Source organism: Micromonospora sp. NPDC049257, assembly GCF_040678915.1.
In the GTDB taxonomy this organism is placed as follows: domain Bacteria; phylum Actinomycetota; class Actinomycetes; order Mycobacteriales; family Micromonosporaceae; genus Micromonospora; species Micromonospora antibiotica.
Window position 1 is genome coordinate 85,216 of the sequence record NZ_JBFAQU010000003.1, and the last position, 23,601, is coordinate 108,816.

Annotated in this window: 15 protein-coding genes and 2 pseudogenes; 7 read left to right on the plus strand and 10 right to left on the minus strand. The window is 73.8% G+C overall.

The window, feature by feature from the left end:
- Positions 1–13: 13 nt before the first annotated feature.
- Complete coding sequence (locus AB0K25_RS06620; RefSeq protein ID WP_219464596.1) at positions 14–1,099, minus strand: LLM class flavin-dependent oxidoreductase; 1,086 nt, start codon at positions 1,097–1,099, stop codon at positions 14–16.
- 187 nt (positions 1,100–1,286) lie between these two features.
- On the opposite strand from AB0K25_RS06620, the gene AB0K25_RS06625 reads away from it, so the two are divergent.
- The 4 genes and pseudogenes from AB0K25_RS06625 to AB0K25_RS06640 all read left to right on the plus strand — a co-directional run.
- Positions 1,287–2,348: an ABC transporter substrate-binding protein gene (locus AB0K25_RS06625; RefSeq protein ID WP_357535281.1), complete on the plus strand. Its 1,062-nt coding sequence runs from the start codon at positions 1,287–1,289 to the stop codon at positions 2,346–2,348.
- A complete protein-coding gene (locus tag AB0K25_RS06630; protein ID WP_208568056.1) occupies positions 2,345–3,124 on the plus strand; it encodes an ABC transporter ATP-binding protein in 780 nt (259 codons plus the stop codon). The genes AB0K25_RS06625 and AB0K25_RS06630 overlap by 4 nt, the downstream gene beginning before the upstream one ends.
- Positions 3,114–3,998 carry an ABC transporter permease gene (locus AB0K25_RS06635; protein WP_219464598.1) on the plus strand — a complete coding sequence of 295 codons (885 nt, stop codon included), beginning with the start codon at positions 3,114–3,116 and terminating at the stop codon, positions 3,996–3,998. Before AB0K25_RS06630 ends, AB0K25_RS06635 begins: the two co-directional genes overlap by 11 nt.
- A 238-nt stretch (positions 3,999–4,236) precedes the next feature.
- Positions 4,237–4,614: pseudogene (locus tag AB0K25_RS06640) on the plus strand (Rrf2 family transcriptional regulator); the annotation flags it as partial.
- Positions 4,615–4,922: 308 nt separating this feature from the next.
- On the opposite strand, the gene AB0K25_RS06645 reads toward AB0K25_RS06640, so the two are convergent.
- The 7 genes and pseudogenes from AB0K25_RS06645 to AB0K25_RS06675 form a co-directional block, all read right to left on the minus strand.
- Entirely contained in the window at positions 4,923–5,123 is a 201-nt protein-coding gene (locus AB0K25_RS06645) for a hypothetical protein (protein WP_208568054.1), read from the minus strand.
- A gap of 364 nt (positions 5,124–5,487) precedes the next feature.
- Positions 5,488–6,810 (minus strand): DEAD/DEAH box helicase, encoded by a 1,323-nt coding sequence (locus AB0K25_RS06650; RefSeq protein WP_219464599.1) that lies wholly within the window; start codon positions 6,808–6,810, stop codon positions 5,488–5,490.
- A 220-nt stretch (positions 6,811–7,030) separates the two neighbouring features.
- The gene (locus tag AB0K25_RS06655) at positions 7,031–7,234 is read right to left on the minus strand and encodes a cold-shock protein (protein WP_007464836.1); all 204 of its coding nucleotides are present in this window, start codon (positions 7,232–7,234) and stop codon (positions 7,031–7,033) included.
- 200 nt (positions 7,235–7,434) lie between these two features.
- Entirely contained in the window at positions 7,435–10,929 is a 3,495-nt protein-coding gene (locus AB0K25_RS06660) for a UvrD-helicase domain-containing protein (protein ID WP_357535149.1), read from the minus strand.
- Positions 10,926–14,429, minus strand: coding sequence for an ATP-dependent DNA helicase (locus AB0K25_RS06665; RefSeq protein ID WP_357535283.1), 3,504 nt, complete (start codon positions 14,427–14,429; stop codon positions 10,926–10,928). The genes AB0K25_RS06660 and AB0K25_RS06665 overlap by 4 nt, the downstream gene beginning before the upstream one ends.
- 422 nt (positions 14,430–14,851) lie before the next feature.
- On the minus strand, positions 14,852–15,397 hold the full coding sequence (locus AB0K25_RS06670; protein ID WP_219464602.1) for a TIGR00730 family Rossman fold protein: 546 nt from the start codon (positions 15,395–15,397) through the stop codon (positions 14,852–14,854).
- A gap of 310 nt (positions 15,398–15,707) precedes the next feature.
- Positions 15,708–16,529, minus strand: a pseudogene (locus AB0K25_RS06675) (TIGR00730 family Rossman fold protein); the annotation flags it as partial.
- A 155-nt stretch (positions 16,530–16,684) separates the two neighbouring features.
- On the opposite strand from AB0K25_RS06675, the gene AB0K25_RS06680 reads away from it, so the two are divergent.
- Entirely contained in the window at positions 16,685–16,852 is a 168-nt protein-coding gene (locus AB0K25_RS06680) for a hypothetical protein (RefSeq protein WP_208568156.1), read from the plus strand.
- Between the two features lie 360 nt (positions 16,853–17,212).
- On the opposite strand, the gene dapE is transcribed toward AB0K25_RS06680, so the two are convergent.
- A complete protein-coding gene (dapE, locus tag AB0K25_RS06685; RefSeq protein ID WP_208568050.1) occupies positions 17,213–18,286 on the minus strand; it encodes a succinyl-diaminopimelate desuccinylase in 1,074 nt (357 codons plus the stop codon).
- A gap of 81 nt (positions 18,287–18,367) precedes the next feature.
- On the opposite strand from dapE, the gene dapD reads away from it, so the two are divergent.
- Positions 18,368–19,324 carry a 2,3,4,5-tetrahydropyridine-2,6-dicarboxylate N-succinyltransferase gene (gene dapD / locus AB0K25_RS06690; RefSeq protein ID WP_219464603.1) on the plus strand — a complete coding sequence of 319 codons (957 nt, stop codon included), beginning with the start codon at positions 18,368–18,370 and terminating at the stop codon, positions 19,322–19,324.
- A gap of 132 nt (positions 19,325–19,456) precedes the next feature.
- On the opposite strand, the gene AB0K25_RS06695 is transcribed toward dapD, so the two are convergent.
- Positions 19,457–22,756: a S8 family serine peptidase gene (locus tag AB0K25_RS06695; RefSeq protein ID WP_219470363.1), complete on the minus strand. Its 3,300-nt coding sequence runs from the start codon at positions 22,754–22,756 to the stop codon at positions 19,457–19,459.
- A 201-nt stretch (positions 22,757–22,957) separates the two neighbouring features.
- Here AB0K25_RS06695 and AB0K25_RS06700 point away from each other — a divergent pair, with 201 nt between their 5' ends.
- A complete protein-coding gene (locus tag AB0K25_RS06700) occupies positions 22,958–23,515 on the plus strand; it encodes a sugar O-acetyltransferase (protein WP_308290910.1) in 558 nt (185 codons plus the stop codon).
- Positions 23,516–23,601: the final 86 nt, after the last annotated feature.

The following is a 23,601-nucleotide window of genomic DNA, read 5'->3' on the forward strand; positions in this document are numbered from 1 at the left end:
CGCGACCCGCGTCTCAGTGCGACACCGCGACGGGCAGCGCGGTGACCCGGGGCAGCACCTCCGCGCCGACGCGTTCCGCCTCCTCCCGGTGCGGCCAGCCGGAGAGGATGAACTCGTCGACGCCGCTGTGGGCGTACTCGTCGAGCCGGGCGGCGACCTCGGCGTAGCTGCCGACCAGCGCGGTGCCCGCCCCCTCGCGGACCAGGCCGATGCCGGCCCACAGGTTCGTCGCGACGGCGAGGCGTCCGCTGCCGCCGCCGTGCAGCGCGGTCATCCGGGCCTGGCCGACGGAGTCCATCCGGCCGAACCGGGCCTGGGCGGCGGCGATCCGCTCCGGGCTCATCCCGGCCCGCAGCCGGTCGGCCTCGGCCCACGCCTCGGCGGCGGTGTGCCGGGCGATGACGTGCAGCCGCAGCCCGGTGCGCAGGGTGCGGCCCTGCTCGGCGGCGCGGGCGCGGACCCGGGCCACCCGGGTGGCGATCGCCGCCGGTGGCTCGCCCCACATCAGGTACGCGTCGGCCTGCCGGGCGGCGACCGCCTCGGCGGCCGGGGACGCGCCGCCGAGGTAGACCGGGGGCGGGTCGACCAACGGGCTGGCGAGCCCACCGCCGTCGATCCGGTAGTGCTCACCGGCGAAGTCGAACGGGCCGCCGCGCCAGGAGCGGCGGAGCACCTCGATGAATTCCCCGGTACGGGCGTAGCGGGCGTCGTGGTCGAGGAAGTCGCCGTACGCCCGCTGCTCGGTGGGGTCGCCGCCGGTGACGATGTTCAGCGCGAGCCGGCCGCCGGAGACCGCCTGGAACGCCTCGGCCTGCTGGGCGACCAGGGTGGGCAGGGCGAAGCCGGCGCGGACGGCGACCAGCAGGCCGATCCGTTCGGTGTGCTGGGTGACGGCGGCGCAGACGATCCACGGGTCGGGGCAGCCGGAGCCGACCGGGGTGAGCAGTGCGCGGAACCCGCCCGCCTCGGCGGCCCGGGCCACCTCGGTCAGATATCCGATCGTGGCGGCCCGTGCGTGCCGGGCCGCGCCTGCGGCGACGGTGGCCGCGCCGACCTGGTCGCCGTCGCCGGAGGTGGGGAGGAACCAGTGGAAGGTCATGTCGGCAGCCCTCTCGCCGTGTCCCGCCCGGTCTGCCTCGCCGGGGCAGCTAAACCTATCAAGAAGGTAGGAAAACCAGGAATATCTGAGACCCGACATCCCATGATGTGGACGGCGCTTGACGTCAATGGACCCCTGGCCCACTCTTCCTACCAACTAAATAGGAATACTGCGGATTGGACAGATGATGAGACGGCTCCCCTTCCGTCGGCTGATCTCCCTCGCCACCCTCGCCGTCGTCGGCGCGGCCACGATGGGCACCACCGCCGCGTGCGGCGACGACGACAGCGCCGGCGGCGACTCCGGCCCGGTCACCCTGCGGCTGGGCTACTTCCCCAACATCACGCACGCCCCGGCCGTGGTGGGGGTGGAGAAGAAGATCTTCGAGGACAAGCTCGGCAGCGACGTCAAGCTGGAGACCAAGACGTTCAACGCCGGCCCGGCCGCCATCGAGGCGATCTTCTCCGGCGCGCTCGACGCCACGTACATCGGCCCGAACCCGACGGTGAACGCGTTCTCCAAGTCCAAGGGCGAGGCCGTCCGGGTCATCTCCGGCGCCGCCTCCGGCGGGGTCGCCCTGGTGGTCAAGCCCGGGATCACCTCGGTCGAGCAGCTGCGCGGCAAGAAGATCGCCACCCCGCAGCTCGGCAACACCCAGGACGTCGCCATCCGCTACTGGCTCAAGGAGAAGGGCCTCAAGACCACCAAGGAGGGCGGCGGCGACGTCAAGATCGTCCCGCAGGAGAACGCCCAGACGGTGGAGACCTTCTCCAGCGGCTCGATCGACGGCGCGTGGGTGCCCGAGCCGTTCGTCTCCCGGCTGGTCAACGCGGGCGGCAAGGTCCTCGTCGACGAGCGGGACCTCTGGCCGGACAAGAAGTTCGTCATCACCAACCTGATCGTCTCCACCAACTTCCTCAAGGCCCACCCCGACGCGGTGAAGAAGCTGGTCGAGGGGCAGGTCGCGGCGAACGACTTCGTCAACACCAAGCCGGACGAGGCCCAGCAGGCCATCTCCGACCACATCGGCAAGATCACCGGCAAGCCGCTGGACCTCAAGCTGATCAAGCAGGCCTGGCCGACCCTGCTGTTCACCAACGACCCGATCGCGTCCTCGCTCAAGACCGGGCTGGACCACGCCGTCGCCGTCGAGCTGACCCAGCCGGTCGACCTGAACGGCCTCTACGACCTGAAGTACCTCAACGAGGTGCTCAAGACGCAGGGCCAGGCCGAGGTCACCCAGCCGTGACGTCGACCACGACACCGCCGCAGAGCGCGACCGCCGCGGTCGCGCTCTCCGGCGTGACCAAGGTGTACGGGCGCGGGACGAACGCCGTCCTCGCCCTGGACGGGGTCAGCCTCGACGTCCGGCCCGGCGAGTTCGTCTGCCTCGTCGGCGCGTCCGGCTGCGGCAAGAGCACCCTGCTCAACCTCGTCGCCGGGCTGGACCGCGCGCAGGGCGGCACCATCACGGTGGCCGACGACGCCCACCCCGGCCTGATGTTCCAGGAGCCGGCGCTCTTCCCGTGGCTGACCGTCGAGGCCAACGTCGAGGTGCCGTTGAAGCTGCGCGGGCTGCCCCGGGCCGAGCGTCGGGAGCGGGTGGCCGAGCTGCTGAGCACCGTCCACCTGTCCGACTTCGGCCGCAAACGGCCGCACGAGCTGTCCGGCGGCATGCGGCAGCGGGTCGCCCTGGCCCGCACCCTCGCCCTGGACACCCCGGTCCTGCTGATGGACGAGCCGTTCGGCGCGCTCGACGCGATGACCCGGGACATCCTGCACGACGAGCTGGAACGGATCTGGGCCGAGCGGCAGCTCACCGTGCTGTTCGTGACGCACAACGTCCGTGAGGCGGCCCGGCTCGCCGACCGGATCATCCTGCTCAGCAGCAGGCCCGGCCGGATCATCTGGTCCACCGAGGTGAACGTGTCCCGCCCCCGGCGTATCGACTCCCCCGAGGTGGCCGCGATCGCCTCCGAGGTCACCGACCGACTCCGTACCGAGGTGGGCCGCCATGGCAAGTGACACCCTGACCGGCTCGGCCCGCACCGACGCGGAGATCTCCGGGCTGGACGCGCTGGAGATCGCCGGTCGCGACAAGGAGGTCTCCCGGGGGGCCCGGCTCTGGGCGTCCACCTGGCCCAAGCTCGCCGCGCTCGCCATCGCCATCGGGTTGTGGCAGGTGGTGGTCTGGAGCGGCTGGAAGCCGCCGTACTCGCTGCCCGGCCCGGTCACCGTCGCCGAGGAACTGGCCCGGCAGGCCAGCGGGCGGCAACTCTGGGACGGGCTCGCCACCACCCTGCAACGGGCCGCCCTGGGCTACCTCTTCTCCGTCGCGGTCGGCCTGCTGGTCGGCCTGGCGGTGGCCCGGTCCAAGGTGCTCCGGGCGGCGATCGGCTCGATGATCACCGCGTTGCAGACGATGCCGTCGATCGCCTGGTTCCCGCTGGCCATCCTGCTGTTCGAGCTGAGCGAGAAGGCGATCTTCTTCGTGGTGGTGCTCGGTGCCGCGCCGTCCATCGCCAACGGGGTGATCAGCGGCGTCGACTACGTGCCGCCGCTGCTGGTCCGGGCCGGCCGCAACCTCGGCGCCCGGGGGCTGAACCTCTACCGGTACGTCATCGCGCCGGCCGCGCTGCCCGCCATCGTCGCCGGGCTCAAGCAGGGCTGGGCCTTCTCCTGGCGCAGCCTGATGGCCGGTGAGCTGCTGGTGGTCGGCATCTCACAGACGTCCCTGGGTGCCCAGCTCACCTACTCACGGGAGTTGTCCGACGCGCCCTGGCTGCTCGCCACGATGATCGTCATCCTGGTCGTCGGGCTGGTGGTCGACGCCGCGTTCGGGGCGGCCGACCGGGCGATCCGCCGCCGCTGGGGCGTACTGGACCAGGCTGGTCAGTGACGTGTACATCTCCGCGCGCAGTGACTATGCGCTCCGGGCCATGCTCGCCGTCGCCGCGTCCGGCGACGGCGAGACCACCCACTCCACGGATGGGCCCGGCCGCCCCGAGGGCGGCAGCAGGCCCGAGGGCGGCAGCGGTCGGCCTGACAGCGGCGACCGGTTCGAGGACGGCCGGTCCGGGGGTGGTGGCGACCGTGGGAGCCCTGGTGGCGGCGGTGGGGGCCGTGGCGGTGGCGGTGGCGGTGAACTCGTCAAGGCGGCGTGCCTGGCGCAGGCGCAGGGTATTCCGTTGAGCTTCCTTCAGGGCATCCTGCTCGACCTGCGCCGCGCGGGTCTGCTGCACAGTCACCGGGGCACCGAGGGCGGCTACGCGCTGACCCGACCCGCCTCGCAGATCAGCGTCGGGGACGTGCTGCGTGCCGTCGGTGGATCACTGACCACCGTCCGTGGGCTGCCCGCCGAGGACGCCGGCTACCACGGGGTGGCGACCGGCCTGCGCGACGTCTGGCTCGCCGTGGACGGCGCGATCGCCGTGGTGGTCGACCAGACCACCCTGACCGACCTGCTGGTCCGCCAGGACCATGCCCCGGCCCCACTGCCGACGCCCAGCCGCTGACCCGGTTCGACCGGTGACGCCGGCCGGCCCGCCTGCGGGCAGGGTCCGGACGCGGTGCCGTTCGGCCGCTGACGACACCCGACCGGCCGCACCGTTCGGCTGCGACGACACCTGACAAGCCGCGCCGTTCGGCTGCGAAGACACCCGACCGGCCGCGCCGTTCGATCGCTCACGGCAGCCGACCCGCTGACCGCCTGCGAACCGCTGGTCCGGGGTGTCCGTCCGACCGTCGACCCCCCAGGATCCGACGGTCGGACGGGCACCCGGGCCCTCGGCCCCGCGGGCCCCACGGCCCCCGCGGGGTCGACTCAGCCGGCGGTCAGCTCGACCGTCGGCGGGCGCCCCTCGTCAGGGCTGTGCAACTCGACCAGCCCGGCCGGGGCGGTCCGCCCCGGCCTCGGGTGCCAGGGCGCGAACGCCGCGACCATGGCGAGCAGGAGCCCGGCACCGGCCACGGCTAACACCACCATCAGCTCGCGTCCCGCTCCCGACTCGACGTCGCCCCCCATGGTCACCCCTCCCGTGCCCGACCGTGCCGGCCGGTTCTTCCCCCGCGAGCAAGCTTCGACCAGCCGGGCACGGTGGAACAGTCACCGATCGGACGCAATAGAGCCGGCAAACCGACCCACCCGCCACCATGATCACCGAGGGTCTCCGCCCGACCCCGCACCGTCCATCGGCCGGCGGCACCCGACCCTCACCCGGCCCGAAAGCACGATCGACTCAGCCGGGCCGATGTGCGGCATCGTCGACACGATGACACCGCAACAACGGCCCGGCTGAGTCGAACGTGACAAGGCCCGACGGGCGGCCCGGCTGAGTCGAACGTGACCAAGCCCGGCGGACGGCCCGGGTCGGGCGGGGACCGGTCGGTCAGGCGGTACGGGGGCGACGCGGTCGACGGGACCGGCCCGACGCCCGGTGCGACCGACCACCCTCGCCACCGCCACCCGTGCCGCCACCGACAGCGGCACGCGGCCGGGCGGCCGGGGTGGGCGTCGGGACGACGATCGTCACCGGCACACCGGACGGCTCACGGGCCCCGGTCACCCGGGCCAGCGCTCCGTCGCCGAGGCGTACCTGGGTGGACTGCGGCTTGATGCCGGCCACGCTCATCAGCCGGGAGACGTCCCGGCGCTGCTCCGGCAGGACCAGGGTGACCACCTGACCGGCCTCACCGGCGCGGGCGGTACGGCCACCCCGGTGCAGGTAGTCCTTCGCCTCGGTCGGCGGGTCCACGTTGACCACCATGTCCAGACCGTCGACGTGGATGCCCCGGGCCGCCACGTCGGTGGCGACCAGCGCGGTCACCTGGCCGGTGCGGAACTGCTCCAGGATCCGGGTGCGCTGCGGCTGGGACTTCCCCCCGTGCAGCGCCGCGGCGCGGACGCCCTTGGCGAGCAGCTGGCGGGCCATCCGGTCGGCCCGGTGCTTCGTCGCCATGAACAGGATGGTGCGGCCCTCGCGGGCGGCGATCTGGGTGAGCGCGGTGGGCTTGTCGACCGCGTCGACGTGCAGCACGTGGTGGGTCATCGCGGTCACCGTGGCGGTGCCCGGGTCCACCGAGTGCGACACCGGGTTGCTGAGGAACCGGCGGACGAGGCGGTCCACCCCGCCGTCCAGGGTGGCCGAGAAGAGCATCCGCTGGCCGTTCGGGGCGACCTGCTCCAGCAGCTTGGTCACCTGCGGCAGGAAGCCCATGTCGGCCATCTGGTCGGCCTCGTCCAGCACGGTGATGGCGACCTGGTCGAGGCGGGCGTCGCCCCGGTTGATCAGGTCGTGCAACCGGCCGGGGGTGGCCACCAGCACCTCGGTGCCGGCGCGCAGCGCGTCCGCCTGCCGCTGGAGGGAGAGCCCCCCGACCACGGTGGCGCAGCGCAACCCCAGCGCCCGGGCGTACGGGGTGAGTGCCGTGGTGACCTGGGCGGCCAGCTCACGGGTGGGGACCAGCACCAGGGCGAGCGGGCGACCCGGGCGGGCCCGGTGACCGGCGGTGCGGTGCAGCAGCGGGAGCCCGAAGGCGAGGGTCTTGCCCGAGCCGGTGCGGCCCCGGCCGAGCACGTCCCGGCCGGCCAGCGAGTCCGGCAGGGTGGCCGTCTGGATCGGGAACGGCTCGGTGATGCCCTGCTTGGTCAGCTCGGCGAGCAGCGCCGGCGCGAGGCCGGTCGCGGCGAAGGTGGGAATGGTCATGGTCATGCGGAATGCCTTCCTCGACGCGGCACGTGTCGAGGGAGGGCGCCGAGACTCGGCGCGGTCTCCGACGGAGCAGTCCGTCGAAGACTCACAAGCACGAACCGATGGGGTACGGGCCGGTCCGCCGCAGCACGCCGCGTCCCGCCGGAGCGGGGGGCGGCGCGGCGGACCGGTCCGTCACCGGGTCCGGAGGACCCGGTGGGTGTTACGGACGATCCGAAGATCAGAGCGGGCGGATGTTCTCCGCCTGCGGGCCCTTCTGGCCCTGGGTCACCTCGAACTCGACCCGCTGGTTCTCGTCCAGGCTCCGGTAGCCGGAGGACTGGATCGCCGAGAAGTGGGCGAAGACGTCGGCGCCGCCGCCGTCCGGGGTGATGAAGCCGAAGCCCTTGTCAGCGTTGAACCACTTGACGGTGCCAATTGCCATCTGTTTCGTCTCCTTGACGGAACGTCGAACCCGCACCTGTTGCGGGCCCGAAGAGGAGCGCCCCGCGCGGGATGCGCGAATCGCCTGTTGTTTTTGGTCGCCCCGCCCGGAGAGCTCCGGACACAACAAAGAGCGCCTGGGGCCACAATCCGCCAGGCGCACACAGAGTCTCTGGAAACCAAAACTGCAACAAGAACAACCTACCACGGATCTTCGGGAGCGCCACCCCCCGCTGGAATTTCCGGCAACCCGGCGATGATCGTGGTCAGCCCGTCGGCGTCCAGCAGGTCCGCCGGCCGCACCGTCACCCCCTCCCGGACGTAGTGGAAGGCCGCCCCCACCCGGTCCACCGGCACTCCGGCCAGCTCCGCCCAGGCCAGCCGGTACACGGCCAGCTGCACCGCGACCACCTCGGCCTCAACCCCGGTCGGCTGCCGGCCGGTCTTCCAGTCGACCACGTCGTACCGGCCGCCGGGGCGGGTGAACACGGCGTCCATCCGGCCCCGCACCACCACGCCGGCCAGCACCGTGGCGAACGGCACCTCGACCTCCACCGGCACCCGGTCGGCCCACTCGCTGGCCAGGAAGCGCTCCTGGAGCTCGGCCAGCGCCGCGTCGGGGGCGGCGTCCGCGTCGGCCGCACCCGGCAACTCGTCCACGTCGAGCAGCCGGTCGGCCCCGAAGCGGGCCTCCAGCCACGCGTGGAAGGCGGTACCCCGCCGGGCGTACGGGCTGGGCGGGGCCGGCATCGGCCGGCGCAGCGTACGGGCCAGCTGCGCCGGGTCCCGGCGCAGCGCCACCAACTGGGTGACCGACAGGTGCCCGGGTAGCACCACCTCCACCGCCTCGGCCTGCCGCAGCAGCTCCGCCCGCTCGGCCAGGAGCAGATCCGCCTCCCGCCGCCACCGCGCCACCTCCGGATCGGGCTCCGGACCCGCCGCCTCCGGACCAGCCGCCCCCCTGCCCGCCGCCGGCGTGCCCGTGGGAGGCGGGGCCACCGCCTGGGGGGCCACCACCTGTGGGTCGCCGGGCACCACGGCGGGCGCGGGATCGCGGCGGGCCGCGTCGGGGTCGGCGAGGAAGCGGCGGACCAGGGCCGCCGCCTCGGTCAACGCCGGCCGGCGGGGGCCCAGCGGGTCGGCCGGCCACTCCGCCCGCAGCACCACCTCGGTGGTCGGATTGACCGCGTCACCGGCCGGCTCGGGCGTCCACTCGTCGACCAGCAGGCCGTCCCCACCGGCCAGGCAGGCGTCGTACACCTCGCGGAGCAGCACCGACGGGCCCCGGAACCGTTTGGTCCCCTCCCCCCACCAGTAGCCGGAGCAGAGCAGCAGCCGCCGGGGCCGGGTCACCGCCACGTACGCCAGCCGGCGTTCCTCACGCTCGTCGTGGGCCCGCCAGGCGTCGGTGAAGTCGGACACCACCCGGGCCACCCCGCGCTGGTCTATCACCTCGGTCAGGTCGAGCGTGGGCAACCCGTCGGCGTCGCCGCGCAACGGGAACGGCAGCACCCCGAGCCCACCCAGCCAGTGGTCGGAGCTACGGACCTGACCGGGCCAGCTGCCCCGGGTCAACCCGGCGACCGCCACGACGTCCCACTCCAGGCCCTTGGCGGCGTGTGCGGTGAGCACCTGCACCGCGCCCTCCACCACCTCCACCTCGCCCGGGGACAGCCCACGTTCCTCGTCCTCGGCGGCGGCCAGGTAGGCCAGGAAACCGGCGAGCGTCGCCGCCGGGGTCTCGCCGCTGAACCGGGCCGCCACGTCACCGAGCGCGTCCAGGTGCCCCCGGGCCAGTCCGGCGTCGCCGGTGCCGTCCCGGCCGGCCCGGACCGCCACCTCGACGTCCAGCCCGATGGTGCGTTCCACGTCCGCGATCAGCTCCGGCAGCGTCTGGTCCAGCCGGTAGCGCAGCAGGGCCAGCTCCATCCCGTACGACCGCAGCCGCGCGTAGCCCTCCGCCGAGTACGTCTGCGCCGGCCCCAGATCGGCCAGCGCCTCCACCAGGGTCGCCTCGTCGAGGGTGTCCACGACGATCTCCGACCCGTCGTCGCCGGTCAGCTCCCGGCGGGCCCGGGCGATGACCCGCGCCCGCCGGTGCAGGGCGACCAGGTCACGCGGCCCGATCCGCCAGCGCGCCCCGGTGAGCAGCCGCAGCAGCGCCGCACCGTCGGTCGGGTCGGCGAGCACCCGCAGCGTGCAGACCACGTCCCGTACCTCAGGGGTGTCCAGCAGCCCGCCCAGGCCGACCACCTCGACCGGCAGCCCCCGGGCCCGCAGGGCGGCCTCGATCGCCGGGATCTGGCTGCGCAGCCGGACCAGCACGGCGGTGGCGGGGCGCTGCGGCACCGGGATGTGCTCGGGCAGCGCGCCGGGCATCCGGGCCGCCCCCCGCCAGGCGGCGAGCACACTGTCGGCGATCCAGTCCGCCTCGTCGACGTACGTGGGCAGCAGCGCGCAGTGCACGGTGCCGGCGGCCCGTCCGCGCGGGCTGCGGTGCGGGATCGGGTCGCGGACGCTCAGCGCGGCGTGCAGCTCCGGCACCCGGGCGCCGGCGGCCCGCAGCGGCACCGACAGCGCGTTGGCCACGCCGAGGATCTCCGGCCGGTTACGCCAGCTGGTGGTGAGGCTCATCGCCTCGGCGGGGGCACCGTCGGCGCGGGCGAAGTCGGTGGGGAACCGGTCCAGCGTGCCGGCGCTGGCCCCCCGCCACCCGTAGATCGACTGGCAGGGGTCGCCGACGGCGGTGACCGGGTGACCGCCGCCGAAGAGGTGGTTGAGCAGCACCACCTGGGCGTGGCTGGTGTCCTGGTACTCGTCGAGCAGCACCACCCGGAAGCGGTCCCGCTCGACCGCGCCGACCGCCGGGTGGTCCCGGGCCACCCGGGCGGCACGGGCGAGCTGGTCGGCGAAGTCCATCGCCTCGAAGTCGTCCTTGCGCCGGGCGTACGCCCGCACCAGCGGCAGCAGCTTCAGCCGGGTGCGTTGCAGCTGGAGGGCCTTGCGGACGTCGGCGTAGACCCGGCCCGGGTGGGACTGCACCTCGGCGAAGAACCGGCCCGTCCAGGCGGCCAGGGTGTCCGGGTCGACCAGGTGCTCGTCCAACTCGCCGGCCAGCGCGAGCACGGCGTCGGTGATGGTGCTCGGCATCCGGTCGACCTCGGACATGTCGCCGTCGTAGTTGCGCACCAGCAGATCGACGAGCTGCCACCGGGACGCCTCGGTGAGCAGCCGGGTGGTCGGCTCGTAGCCGGCCCGTAGCCCGTGCTCGGTGACGATCCGCCCGGCGTACGAGTGGTAGGTGGAGACGGTGGGCTCGCCGGCCAGCGGGTCGTCCAGCGGGTTGCGGGCCCGCCGCCCGAGCCGCCGCACCAGCTGGTCGAGCCGGGTCCGCACCCGGTGCGCCAACTCACCGGCCGCCTTGCGGGTGAAGGTCAGCCCGAGGATCTGCTCCGGGCGGACGTAGGAGTTGGCGACCAGCCAGACCACCCGGGCGGCCATCGTCTCGGTCTTGCCCGAACCGGCACCCGCCACCACCAGCAGCGGCGCGACCGGTGCCGCGATGATCGCGGCCTGTTCGGCGGTGGGGGCGGGTAGCCGGAGCAGCCGGGCCAGCTCCACCGGCGTGTAGCGCGGCCCGGCGTCGGCGGCGCGGGGCGCGGGGGTGGCCGCGCTGAACAGCGTCGGTTGGGTCACCCCTCCCCCTCGTGGCCGGTCGCCGGTGGCTCCACGACCTGGCGGCCCTGCCCGGAGACGGGGCAGCTGGTCCGCACCGGGCAGACCCGGCACTTCGCGTTGGCGACGGCGGCGAAGGTCGAGGCGGCCATCGTATCGGCGGTGCGCCGGACCAGGGCGGTGGCCCAGCCGGCCTCGGGGCCCTGCCCGGCGGCGGCCTGGGTCTGCTCGCGGGCGTCCTTCGCACCGGTACCGAGCTGCACCAGCGCCGCGCCCCCGGCCTCGTCGCCGAACTCGGCGAACCCGCCCGCCTCCACCGCCGCCTGGTACGCCCCGAGCTGCGGATGCTCGGCCACCTCCCGCTCGGTGACCATCGTCGACTTGCCGGTCTTGAGGTCGATCACCACGAGCCGGCCGTCGGCGTCGACCTCCAGCCGGTCGACCCGGCCGGTCAGCTCGATCGGACGGGTCGGGTCGTCGAGGCGGACCGCGAACTCGTGTTCGATGGCGAGCAGCCGGCGCGGGTTGCCGGCCAGCCAGCGCAGCAGCTTGTCCACCATGGCCTCGGCGCGGTCCCGTTCCGGGCCGACCATCCACCGGGCGGCCAGCTCGATCGCGTCGAACCGGGCGGCCACGTACTCCAGCAGGGCCGTGCGGTCGGCGCTGGCGTCCTCGGCCAGCATCGCGGCGGCGTGCACCAGGTTGCCGACGCCCTGGGCGGCGCTGGCCGGCCCGCTGCCGCCGTGCCGTTCGAGCAGCCAGCGCAGGCTGCACCGCAGCGCGCTCTCCATCCCCGACGGGGTGACCCGGACCGGTTCGCCCTCGTCGGCCAACGGCCGGTCGTCGGAGAGGCTGCGCAACCCCCACCAGTCGTCCGGGTGCGCGCCGGGAATGCCGGCGGCGGCCAGCCGGGCCAGTTCGGCCGCCGCCGCACGCCGCCGGGCCACCGACGCCGCCGGATCGACGACTGCGGTACGCAGCTCAGCCACCAGCGCGGAGAGGGTGAGCGCCCGGGGTGGCCGCCCCACGGGCAACTCGCCGGGCAGGGCGTCACCGGCCTCCCCGGGCCCCGCCGCCGACCCCTGGTCAGCCGCCTCGGCGCCGTGGCGGCGGGCGGTCGGCGGATCGTGGCGGGAGGGTGCCCCTGCGGGGGCCGGCTCCGGCCGCGGGTCCTGGTTGTCCACGCCGGCAGTGGGCAGGGCCGGCGTGGTGCTGTCACCCTGCGCCCGGTCGGCACCGACGCCGCCGACGGACGGGGTCCGAGCGGGGCCCCCGGGCGAGGTCGGGGGCCGGGTCGGGGTCGGGATCGGATCGTCGGGCGGGATCGGATCGTCAGGCGGGATCGGATCGTCAGGCGGGGTGGGGTCGTCGCCGGAGGTGCCGGTGACGCCGAGTTCGTGCAGGAAGCGGCTGGGCTGCTCCTCGTGGTCGTCGCCACCGACGGCCGCCGAGGCGACGGCGGTGACCAGCAGCCGACGCCGGGCCCGGGTCACCGCCACGTGGAACAGCCGGCGTTCCTCGTCGAGCAGGGCGGAGGTCTGCCCGACCAGGCCGGCCCGGGTGCCGGTGCCGTCCGCCCGGCCGACCAGCACGTCGACCAGCCGTTCGGAGCCGAGCAGGCTGCCGCGCAGCCGCAGGTCGGGCCAGACGCCCTCCTGCACGCCGGCCACCGCGACGAGGTCCCACTCCAGTCCCTTGGCGGCGTGCGCGGTGAGCAGGCGGACCGCCTCGCCCCGGTCGGCGCTGGCCGCCAGGGTGTCCGCCGGCAGATCCTGGCCGAGGACGTGGTCGAGGAATACCTCGGTACGCGCGCCGGGCAGCCGGTCGACGAACCGGGCCGCCGCGTCGAAGAGCACCAGCACCGCGTCGAGGTCCCGGTCGGCGGCCTCGGCCCGCCAACGCTGGGCGGTCTCGTGCTCCCCGGTGGCCTCCCGGCCCCGGTTGATCGCCCCCGCCCAGCGTTCGGCGAGCCCGCTGGCGTCCCACACCGCCCAGAGCACGTCCTCGGCGGTGGCCCCGGGCACCGCCGCCGCCGTCCGCGCGGTGGCGAGCAGCTCCGCCACCGTCCGGGCCGGCTCGACCCAGCGGCGTTCGATGCCGGCCAGCTCCGCCGGGTCGGCCAGCGCCTCGACGATCAGCTCGCCGGAGGGCCGCCGGTCGCCCCGGGCCAGCGCGAGCGCCCGCAGCCCCTGCCGCAGCCGCCGCTCGGCCAGCGGGTCGGCCCCGCCCAGCGGCGAGTGCAGCAGGGCGACCGCGGACTCCTCGTCCAGCCGGGCCGGTTCGAGCGCGCAGCGCAGCAGGAGCAGCAGCGGGGCGACCGCGGGTTGCAGGTGCAGCGGCAGGTCCTCGCCGTGCACGACGGTGGGCACCCCGGCGGCGTGCAACGCCCGCCGCAGCGCCGGCAGGTGCAGGTGGGTCGAGCGGACCAGCACCGCCATCGCCGACCAGGGCACCCCGTCGAGTAGGTGGGCGGAGCGCAGCGCGTGGGCCAACCAGGCGGCCTCGCTGGTGGCCGAACGGAAGGTACGCACCTGCACGCTGCCGGGTGGCGCGTCGGGCAGCGGTCGTAGCCGCCGGTGCCCGGCCGGCCCGCGCAACCGCCGGGCCAGGCGACCGGTGGCCCCGAGCAGCACCGCACCCGCGCGGTAGGACGTGGTGAGGGTGACCTGCGCCGCCGGGGCCCCGGAGGCCGTCCGGAACCGGTGCGGGAAGGCGGTCACCACGGCCGGGTCGGCACCCCGGAAGGCGTACGTGGAGGAGTCCGGGTCGGCGAAGGCCACCAGGGAACGGCCACCACCGGCCAGGACGGCCAGCAGGTCCTGCTGGGCCGGGTCGGTGTCGGCCAGTTCGTCGACGTAGACGTGGGCCAGCCGGCGACGCTCGGCCTCCAGCAGCTCCGGATCGTCGAGGAGCATGCCGGTGGCCGCCCGCACCAGCTCGGCCGGGTCGTACGCCACGGAGCCCCGGTTGCTGACGTCGCGCAGCGCGAGGACGGCGACGTACTCCCGGAGGAACCGGGCGGCGGCCGGCCAGTCGGTGCGGCCCAGCTTCTCCCCCAGCCGGGCCAGCTCGACCGGCCCGACGCCGCGTTCGGCGGCCCGCATCAGCAGGTCACGCAGCTGGCCGGCGAACGCCCGGGTACGCAGGGCGGGGAGCAGGTCGTCCGGCCAACCGACCGGGTCGTCGGGTTCGGTGCCGACGACGTCCAGCAGCTCCCGGATGATCAGATCCTGCTCGGGCCCGGTGAGCAGCCGGGGGGACGGCTCGCCGCGTTCGGCGGCGGCCCGGCGCAGCAGGCCGAAGGCGTACGCCGGGAAGGTGCGCACCAGCGGCTCGCGCAGCACCCGGTGGCCGTCGGCGGCGATCCGGGCCTCGATCCGGTGCCGCAGCCCGGTGGCCTGCCGACGGCTGAAGGTGAGCACCAGCAGGCGCTCCGGGTCGACCCCCTCGGCGACCCGGGCGGCGACCGCCTCGACCAGGGTGCCGGTCTTGCCGGTGCCCGGCCCGCCGAGGACCAGCATCGGCCCGGCGGTGTGCGCCACGACCTCCGCCTGGAGCGGATCGGGCCGACGCGCCGGCGGGTGGGTGGCCCCACTCGCCGTTGCCCGGAGCCGCAACTCCCCCCGGGGGTACGCGGCATCGCCCGCCGACCCCCCGGGCCGCGGCTCCCCCTCGACGCCTGACCCGGCCCGATCCGGGCCCACGGTCGCCCCGCCGTGCCGACCGTCCCCCCGGACGCTCGCGGCGGACCGGCCGCCTTCCGGGCCCGATCCGGCAGGTCGGCGCACCAGCCGGTACCCCTGCACCCCCACATCCCACCACGCGGGTACGACACCACCCACCGCACCACCCCGCCCGGGCCCGGCCGGTGGCCGGCGGTCGGAAGTCGGTGCCGGCCACCCGGCCCGAACCCGCACCGCCCGGCCCCGGCGACGGGTGGGGATCAGGGCAGTTGGGACTCCAGGGCGTCCAGCGCGGTCGAGACGGTGGGGGCGACAGTGAGCAGGCCCAGGCCGGCCGGCTTGAGGAAGGTCTGTTCGGTGATGGTGCCCAGCCAGTCGAGCAATGGACGGTAGAAGCCGTCGGTGTCGACCAGCACCATCGGCTTGGTGTGCATGGCCAGGGTGGCCGTGGTCCAGACCTCGAACAGCTCGTCCAGGGTGCCCAGTCCGCCGGGCAGGGTGAGGAACGCGTCCGACTTCTCGATCATGATGGTCTTGCGGCTGGCCATGCCGTCGGTGACGAGCAGTTCGTCCGAGGCCAGGTCGGCGACCTCCAGGTCCACCAGCGCCTGCGGGATCACCCCGACGGTGCGCCCACCGGCCGCCCGCGCCCCGTCGACGAGGGCGCCCATCATGCCGACGCAGCCACCGCCGCTGACCAGCGTGTGCCCGCGCCGGGCCAGCTCCGCGCCGGTCTCGGCCGCCAGATCCAACCAGCGCTGGTCGAGGGTACGGGAGGACGCGCAGAAGACACAGATCGCCGCCACCGGCTCAGCCCTCCCGACCGTCGACGACACCCCGGCCCGCCCCGGACCCCGGCTCACCGGACCCTGACTCACCGGACCCCGGCTCACCAGGCCCGGCCGGACCGGACGCGGGGCTGCCTGGCGGCGGGCTACCGGAATCGGCGCTGCTCGACGTCGGACTGCCGGACGCGTGGCTGCCCGATGGGTGACTGCCCGATGGGTGGCTGCCCGACGCGGGACTGCCGGGCGAGAGACTGCCCGACGCGGGACTGCCCGACGCGGGGGTGCCGGGCTTCGTGTCGGTGGCGTCTGCGACGGCGGCGGCCCGGCGGGCGGCCTGTTGGTCGGCGGCGGTCCGGGCGACCGCCTCCTCACGTACCGCCTCCTGGTCGACGGCGAGGGCCGCCTCGGCCTCGACGATGTGCCGTACCGCCGCGTCGACGTCGTCGGTGAGGCAGATCAGCTCCAGGTCCACCGGGCCGATCTTGCCCTCGGCAGCCATGCTGTCCCGCAGCCAGTCGAGCAGCCCCCGCCAGTAGTCGGTGCCCATCAGCACCACCGGGAAGCGGGTCACCTTGCCGGTCTGCACCAGGGTGAGCGCCTCGAACAGCTCGTCCATGGTGCCGAAGCCGCCGGGCAGCACGACGAACGCCTGGGCGTACTTGACGAACATGGTCTTGCGGGCGAAAAAGTAGCGGAAGTCGATGGCCAGGTCGACCCAGTCGTTGAGCCCCTGCTCGAAGGGAAGTTCGATGCCCAGCCCGACGGAGAGGCCGCCGGCTTCACTGGCACCCCGGTTGGCCGCCTCCATCACTCCGGGGCCACCGCCGGTGATCACCGCGTAACCGGCCCGGGCGAGGCCGGCCCCCAACTCCTCGGCCAGCCGGCACTCCGGACTGTCGGGTTTACTACGCGCGGAGCCGAAGACACTCACCGCGGGCGGCAGGTCGGCCAGCGTGTCGAAGCCCTCGACGAACTCGGCGAGGATCCGCAGCGCGCGCCAGGCGTCCTTGGTTTTCCAGTCGCTGCGCCCCCGGGAGTCCAACAACCGCTGGTCAGCGGTGCTGGTGGGGATCGCGCCACGGCGCAGCGTGACCGCTCCCCGGTGCCGCTCCGGATCGCGGCCCGGCCGCCGCCCGTTGGTCTGACTCATGACAGCCACCGTAGTGGAGGCGCACGTCAGGGCGGTGCCGGCCGACAGGTCGGAGAAAAAGTTCGCGATCATGGGCAACTAATTCTGTCGCCCGTACGTCTTACTATTCACATACCGGGTATGGCCCGGCGCGCGCCTTCGGGGGAGGAGCAAGCGTGATCAGCAACAACGAGCGGATGCGTATCCGCCGGCAGATGCAGCGACGGATCAACGAGGTGGTGGCCGAGCGCCGCCGCGCCCGACAGCTGGAGGTGCCGGTGGAACCCGCCGCCCAGCCCGTCGAGCCCACCGAACCCGACAATCCCCGCCTCACCACCGTCTGACACCCACCACCCGCCCAACCAGCCCCACCCCGCTCCCCACCCAATCAGCCTCACCCCACCAGCCTCACCCAACCAGCCTCACCCTGAGTTTCACCCCACCAGCCCCACCACGGCCCCGGCGGTCCCCGACCCCGGGGCCTCACCATGCATCCCCCACCCCTTCCAGCGCCCACACCCCACCCGCGCCCCTCCCCGCACTGGCGATCAAGAAGTTTGCGGCTGGTGATCAAGAAGTTTGCGGGCCGGGAGAGCGCTCCCCGTGACGCAAACCTCTTGATCACCGGGCCGAGCCGGGGCGCGGGCGGAGCGCGGGGTGGGGTGGGTTGGGGTGGGTTGGGGTGGGTTGGGGTGGGGGGTGGGTTAGGCGGGGGTCAGCCAGCGGTGGAGGGTGGCGGCGCCGTCGCGGATCTTGGTCAGTTCGACGTGCTCGTCCTTGTGGTGGGCCAGGTTGGGGTCGCCCGGGCCGAAGTTCAGCGCCGGGATGCCCATCGCCGCGAACCGGGCGACGTCCGTCCAGCCCAGCTTGCCCCTCGGGGCCGAGCCCACCGCCGCCAGGAACTCCTGGGCCACCGGGGCCTTGAGGCCGGGGAGTGCGCCGGCCGCCGCGTCGGTGACCGTCAACTCGTAGCCGGCGAGCACTTCGCGCAGGTGCGCCTCGGCTGCCGCCGGGTCGCGGTCCGGGGCGAACCGGTAGTTGATCTCGATCTCGCAGCGGTCGGGGACGACGTTGCCGGCCACCCCGCCGCCGATCCGCACCGCGTTCAGGCCCTCACGGAAGTCGCAGCCGTCGATGGTGACCCGCCGCGCCTCGTACGTCGAGAGCCGGCGCAGCACCTCGCCCGCCCCGTGGATGGCGTTCACCCCACGCCAGGACCGGGCCGCGTGGGCCCGCTCGCCGTGCAGGGTGACGACCGCCCGCATGGTGCCCTGACAGCCGACCTCGACGATGCCGTACGTCGGCTCCAGCAGCACCGCGAAGTCGGCCTGGAGCCACTCCGGGTGCGCCCCACCGACCAGGGTGAGGCCGTTGTACCGGGACTCGATCTCCTCGGCCTCGTAGAACAGGTACGTCACGTCGTAGCGGGGGTCGGGCAGGGTCACCGCCAGGTGCAGCGCGAAGGCCACCCCGGACTTCATGTCGGAGGTGCCGCAGCCGTACATCAGGTCGCCGCGCATGGTCGACGGGAAGTTGTCGTTGAGGGGCACCGTGTCCAGGTGCCCGGCGAGCACCACCCGGGAGTCCCGGCCGAGGTCCGTGCGCGCCATCACCGTGTTGCCGTGCCGGAAGGTGCTCAGGTGCGGCACCCGGCGCAGCACCTCCTCGACGCAGTCGGCGATCGCCTTCTCGTCGAGGGAGACGGACTCGATGTCGACCAGGGCACGGGTCAGCGCCACCGGATCGGCCAGGACCTCGGGGGTAAGCGGGTTCTCCATGGTTCGCACGGTACCGTCCTGAACGGTGGGCGCGAGGGGTGAGCCCACCGGCCCCGCAGCCGCGAACGAGAGGGTAGAACAGTGACGTCCCAATCCGCCTGGGGAATCGGCGTGGCCACCGTGACCGCCGCCGAGCAGGTGCTCGACACCTGGTACCCGACCGGCAAGCTGGGCCTGGGTGAGCTGCCGCTGGTCCCCGGCGAGGACCAGGCCGACGTGCTCGACCTGCCACCCGGCGCGATCGGCGAGCGGGCCCTGCCGGGTCTGCGTACGGTGCAGGTGGTCACCGTGATCGGCGCGCTGGACGAGCCGATCAAGGACGCCGCCGACGCGTACCTGCGGCTGCACCTGCTCTCCCACCGCCTGGTGCGGCCCAACGAGCTGAACCTCGACGGCATCTTCGGCAAACTGGCGAACGTGGCCTGGACCTCGGCCGGGCCGTGCCCGCCGGAGCGGGTCGACGAGCTGCGGGTGATCGAGCGGGCCGCCGGCCGCCACCTGGCCGTGTACGGGGTGGACAAGTTCCCCCGGATGACCGACTACGTGGTGCCCGCCGGGGTGCGGATCGCCGACGCGGACCGGGTCCGGCTCGGCGCCCACCTCGCCACGGGAACCACCGTGATGCAGGAGGGTTTCGTCAACTTCAACGCCGGCACGCTGGGCACCTCGATGGTCGAGGGCCGGATCGTGCAGGGTGTGGTGGTCGGTGACGGCTCCGACATCGGCGGCGGCGCGTCGATCATGGGGACCCTCTCCGGTGGCGGCACCGACCGGGTCCGCATCGGTGAGCGGAGCCTGGTCGGCGCGAACGCCGGGGTCGGCATCTCGCTCGGCGACGACTGTGTGGTCGAGGCCGGCTGCTACGTCACCGCCGCCTCCAAGATCACTCTGCCGGACGGCCGGGTGGTCAAGGCCCGTGAGCTGTCCGGCGTCGACGGGCTGCTGTTCTGGCGTAACTCGGTGACCGGCGCGTTGGAGGCGAAGCCGCGCACGGGTCGGGGCATCGAGCTGAACGCCGCCCTGCACGCCAACGACTGAACCGCCCGAAACGCCGACGACCGGGCCGCCCGGCACGCCGACGCCCGGGCCGCCCGGCGGCGTGCGGGCCGCCGTCGGGTGCGCGCACGGGTCCGGGCCCGCGACGTCACCGTCGCGGGCCCGGGCGTCGGGTCACTTCAGGCGGTACGCCTGGATGATCCGGGTGCTCGCGGTGTTGCCGTCGGTGTCCCGGGCGGTCGCCCGCAGGGACGCGTACCCGGCACCGGCCGGGTGCTTGACCAGCGCCACCGTGCCCTGGCCCGGCACCTTCACCACGGTCGCCCGCCGCCAGGTCTTCCCGCCGTCGTACGACACGTCGACGCTGAGCTTCGCCAGCTTGGCGGTGCCGGCGCCCGCCTGCCGCCGCACCTGCACCGGTACGGCGAAGACCTGCCCGGCCGGGGCGGTGTTGTCGGCGTTCAGCCGCGGGGTGAACCGGATCTCCGACAGCTGCAGCCGCTTCGGCGTGTCACCCGCCACGTGCCCCGAGCGGAAGGTCCAGCTCGCCTCCACCTCGGTGCTGAGGTCGGTGAGGTTCCGCTTGGCCCCGACGGTCAGCTTGTAGTCGGCGTCCCCCTTCGGCACGGTGAACTCGCCGTACCCCGAGGTGTCGAGCTCCTCCACCAGCTTGCCGTTGCGCCACAGGACGGTACGGGCGGTGTCGTTGAGCGACACCCCGATGTGCCCGGCCGCGTCACTGTGCAGTGCCACGCTCACCAGGATGGTGTCCCCGATCCGGGTGACGCTCTCCTCCGGCCAGCGTGGGGTGGGCAGGGACGGCCCGAGCGGCGCGGCCCCCCAGGTCTCGGTGACCCGGCGGCCTGCCTGGTAGGCGGCGGACCGGCTCAGGAGGATCGCCTGGAGGTCCAGCCAGCCATCCTCGGTCCGGGTGCCGAAGTCCAGTTCGGAGTCCCAGCGCACACCCTTGGTGCTGTAGTGCTCGACCCGCTGGCCGGGCACGTCGGTGGCGAGCCCGACGGCCCAGCCGCCGGTGTTGTAGCCGTTGTCCGGGAAGACCAGCCGCTCGGCTTCCATCTTCGGGTACGGGTCACGGAACCTGTGCACCACCGTGGCCAGGTCACGCTTGCGGTAGTCGCGGACGAAACCACTGGGCAGCCTGCCCGGGATGGTCTCGGCCAGCGCGTACAGGTAGGGGCTGTGCTCGGCTTCGAGGTCGGCCCACTGGCTGTTGACGGTGGCGACGAACTCGTCGGCCGACACCGCCCTGCCGAGCTGCCCGGTGGACAGTCCGTCGAAGGTGTCGAAGGAGACGATGCCGGAGCCGAAGCTGCCGCCGTCGGGGGTGAGGAAGTTGGCGCTGACGTCGACCAGGGCGACCTTCGCGTCGGCCTGCGGGACGGTCATCCGCACCGGCTTGGCCTTGCGCAGATCGATGGTGACCGCCGTGTCGCCGTCGACCACCAGCTCCGGCTGGGCGAGCAGGGCCAGCCCGCCCGACTGCTCGTCCGGCCCCGGCTCGAAGAAGACGCTGCTCAGCCCGTACCTGCCCTTGGGGACCCGGACCTCGGCGACGCCGTCGAAGTCGGTGACGTCCACCAGGTCGTACCCGGTGAGGTCGGCCAGGGTGGTCGAGTAGTCGCCGCCGGGCTTTCCGCTGCGGTCGAGGTGGGTGAGCGTGACGGTGTAGCTCTCCACCTCCCGGTGCACGGCCAGCGGGGTCACCGCGACGGTGGACCCCGACCGGGCCACCACCCGACCGGTCCAGTAGCCGTCGACACCGAGTCGGGTGTCGGCGGTGACGGTGGTCTCGGCCCGACCGCCGGCCGGGACGGTGATCCGGTTGACGCCGAGGGTGAACATGCCGGCCGGCGCGGCCTTCCCGCCCGGTCCCTGCACCTCAAGGGTCAGGTCGAGGGTGACCGGGGCCGTCCCGGCGTTGTGCCAGGCGACGGTCCGGGTGATCGGGGCGTCGTCGCCGTGCGGCCAGAGGGCCCGACCGAACGAGACGCTGACCGGGTCGGTGGTGACCTGCTCGGTGATCGCCCGGGTCAGGTCCACCCGACCGGCGCCCTGCTCGTATGCGGTCTGCGTGGGGTGCGGCTTGGCGGCGGCCATCAGGGTCGCCTTGAGCTGCCCGGCCTTCCAGCCGGGGTGCTGCTGGGCCAGCAACGCCACCGAGCCGGCGACGTGCGGGGTGGCCATCGAGGTGCCGGAGAGTGCGACGTACTGCGTCCCCACCGGGTCACCGATCTGGCCGTCGACGGAGCGGGCGGCCACGATGTCGACGCCGGGTGCGGTGATGTCGGGCTTGAGCGCGTCGTCACCGACCCGGGGACCCCGGCTGGAGAAGTCGGCCAGTTCGTCGTCCCGGTCGACCGCGCCGACGGTGAGCGCGGCGTCGGCGCTGCCAGGTGAGCCGACCGAGCCGTCCCGGCCGTCGTTGCCGGCGGCGATGACGAAGAGGCTGCCGGTCTGGGCGGTCAGCGTCTGGACGGCCTCCTCCAGCGGGTCGACCTCCGGGGTGTCCGTGCCACCGAGGCTGAGGTTGACCACGGCGGCCTTCTTGTCGACAGTGGCCCACTGCATGCCGGCCAGGATCGACGACTCGGCGCAGCCGAACTCCTCGCAGACCTTGCCGTCGAGGAGCTTCGCGTCCGGCGCGACGCCCTTGTACTTCCCACCGGAGGCGGCACCGCTGCCGGCGATGGTGGACGCGACGTGGGTGCCGTGCCCGACGGTGTCCTTCTGGTCCGGCGTGTCGCTGAAGTTGCGTGCCTCGCTCACCTTGCCGGCCAGGTCCGGGTGGGTGGCGTCGACGCCGGTGTCCAGCACCGCGACGGTCACCCCCTTGCCGGTGTAACCGGCCGCCCATGCGGTCGGCGCACCGATCTGGGGCACGCTGTGGTCGAGGGAGAGTGCGCGACGACCGTCCAACCAGATCCGCTCGACGCCCCCTGCCGCGCCGAGTCGGGCACTGCCGGCACCGGTGAGCGTGGACCAGACCGCGCCGGCTGAGGACTTGCCGGCGGTCAGGGCCGCGCCCTGGATCGCCGGGAGCTCGCGGGTCACCCGGGTGCCGGGCAGCGCGGTCGCGCCACGCCGGGACTGCTCCGAGCGGTACGACACCAGCAGTGGCAGATTGTCCCGGTGGGCGTCGTCGTAGCGGGCGGCGATCAGCGCGGTGACGTCGAACAGCCGCCGGTCGACCTGGCCCGAGCGCAGCAGCGGCAGCGCGTCGCGGGGCACCACGTTGAGGTGGCCGTGTTCGCGGCGGACCAGGAACTGCTGGTGCTTGCGGCCGACGCCGGGGCGCACGGCGGCGCCACCGGTGCGGGTGACGGTGACCTGGTCCCCGGTGATCAGGGTGACCGTGGTGGAGCCGGCGGCCGGCGTGGTGGGCCGGGACGCGGGCGGGGCGGCCGGGGCGGCGTTCGCGCCCGTCGCCGGCAGACCGAGAGCCAGGGCGAGCACCAACCCGCCGGCCGCGGTTCTTCTGCTTCCGTGCAACGGATCCTCCTTCTGGGGCGTTTCATGACCGGAGTCACATCGACGCCTAGAATTACATACCCGGTATGCAAATAGAAGGCCGAATGATGACCGTCCGGACACATTGCTGCGACAGGACCGACCCACTTCCCACCCCGGGGACGACCGACCGGTGACCATGGCCTGGTGACGTCCATGAGGGAACGCATGCTCGCCGGCGAGCCGTACATCGCGAACGAGCCCGAGATCATCGCCGACCTGGACCGCGCGGCGCGGCTCACCGAACGCTTCAACCGCAGCGCCGCCGACGACCCGCAGGGCCGGCTCGCCACCCTGCGCGACCTGCTCGGCAGCCTCGGCGAGGGCGCCTGGGTACGCCCGCCGCTGCACTGCGACTACGGCTGGCAGACCCACCTCGGGGCCCGCAGCTTCGTCAACTTCAACGCGGTCCTGCTCGACGTGGCCCGGATCACCATCGGCGCGGACGTCCAGATCGGACCCAACGTGCAACTGCTCACCGCCACCCACCCGGTCGAGGCGGAGCCCCGCCGGGCCAAGTGGGAGTCCGCCCAGCCGATCACCATCGGCGACAACGTCTGGCTCGGCGGCGGGGTGATCGTCCTCGCCGGAGTGACCATCGGGGCGAACACGGTGGTCGGGGCCGGCGCGGTGGTCACCCGCGACCTACCGGCCAACGTGGTCGCCGTGGGTAACCCAGCACGGGTGATCCGTACCCTGAAATAGCGGCTGAGCTGCGAGAACACCGGACAGATCGGTGGGCGAATCAGGAAATCCGATGCACTCTGGGTAGTGAAGACGTCACCAGGGAG